Origin of the sequence: Pandoraea sp. PE-S2R-1, from assembly GCF_002179865.1 — a bacterium.
In the GTDB taxonomy this organism is placed as follows: Bacteria; Pseudomonadota; Gammaproteobacteria; order Burkholderiales; family Burkholderiaceae; genus Pandoraea.
Map to the genome: position 1 here is coordinate 1 of NZ_NGUR01000036.1, position 500 is coordinate 500.

The 500-nt window shown below is 67.6% G+C and carries 1 protein-coding gene; it reads right to left on the minus strand.

Translation table 11 applies throughout. The features are described 5' to 3' along the window. Positions 1 to 500 (minus strand): thiamine pyrophosphate-dependent enzyme (locus tag CDV44_RS26910; RefSeq protein ID WP_249277749.1); only part of this gene is annotated, 500 nt, incomplete at both ends.

Sequence of the window (500 nt, forward strand, 5' to 3'; positions counted from 1 at the left end):
TTCCTCTTTGGCCGCCTGCGCGACGCGGGTGGCTTCCTCGGCCAGCCCTCGTGCCTCGAGCACCGCGCGGGCACGCGGAATCGGGTCGCGCAGCAGCGCCTGTGCGACATCCGCCGGGTTCCGGTAAGTGCCCGGATCGACAGACACATGGCCTTTGTGCCGGTCGGTAATCGCGTGAAGCAGGCGAGGGCCACCGCCTTGGCGGATCTGGGCAATCAGTTCCCCCGCAGCGGCGTATACCGCCTCCACATCGTTACCGTCTACCGAGAGCGATGCGATATCCAGCGCGTTTGCGCGCGCGCCCGCGCCATCGCCCGCCGTCATCGGACGGGTCGGCGTGGTGGCCGAGATGCGATTGTCTTCGCAGACGAACAGCACCGGCAACTCGAAAACGCGTGCCCAGTTCAATGCCTCGAGGAACGGCCCACGGTTGATCGCGCCGTCGCCGAAGAACGACACCGCAATGGCAGCTTCGCCGCGCAGCTTCAGCGCGTGCGCCG